A 1066-nucleotide genomic window follows, 5' to 3' on the forward strand; every position below is an offset into this window, starting at 1 on the left:
CGAATGGTTTTGGCTTCTTCTAAAAATGGAGATGTATCTTGATAACGTCCTGAAAAGTGTGTCAGAATTAATTGTCCTACATGTGCATGCTTAGCGATAGAAGCTGCTTCTTTTGCTGTCATATGTAAGTTTTGCATAGCAAGATGCTTCTCAGATTCAAGATAAGTGCTTTCGCATAGAAACAACTTAGCATTTTGGGCAGTTAGAATTGCTTGATCACAAGCAAGTGTATCCGTTACGTATGCGAAGATATCTCCTTCCTGCATAAAACTGACCTGGTCAATGCCTATTCTTCCAGATGGTGTATCTATCCATTCGTTTTCGATTAAATTTCGAATAGCAGACCCTTTAATCCCATATTTTTCCAAGGATGGCGCATGAAATTTGCGCTTAGTTTTTTCTTTTATCCTCCAACCAAATGTTTCAATTGCATGAATGAGAGGGAATGACTCAAATGTAAAACATTCTGTTTCATCAACCAGGCCAGGTTTCTCAACAGGGTGAGCAATGACTTTGATGCGTTCGTGGTATGACGTGCCAAAACGTAAACGATTAAAGTAACGGTATCCTGAAGCTGGAAAGTAACAATGTACAGAATGCTTCACATGATCAAGGTTAAGACGCATCAACATAGATCCAAGCCCTAAACAATGATCTCCATGAAAATGACTGATAAATATCCTAGTCACACTTGTTGGGGATATATTAGAAAAGATGAACTGTCTTTGTGTTCCTTCACCTGGATCGAACAAAAATCCTTCCTCATTCCATCTAAGTAAATATCCAGGATGATTTCGAAATCGAGTTGGCTGTTGGCTCGAAGAACCAAGAATAATTAGGTCTCGCACGCTCATGAAAGTGAAGTGTCTCTTGGTTAGATAGTGTTTTTAATAAAGGACTTTACCTCGATAATTTCTTTTACCATTGTGAACATCGTCCAAAGATCGTTTAGTGGTTTTTTGGGAAGCTTTCTGTTCTTCCATGAAAGCAATTTCAAATACTTCGTAGTAAAAAGATACGAAGTACAGGTTTAGACCTTTCTTAAGAAGATCTGGTAATTCTTCCT

Annotated in this window: 1 protein-coding gene; it reads right to left on the minus strand. The window is 38.0% G+C overall.

Annotated features, from left to right (window positions below; translation table 11 throughout):
- On the minus strand, positions 1-854 hold an 854-nt coding region (locus GCCT14_RS05115), incomplete at its 3' end, for a ribonuclease Z (protein WP_108624469.1).
- Positions 855-1066 lie beyond the last annotated feature (212 nt).

This window comes from Candidatus Similichlamydia epinepheli (assembly GCF_003056015.1).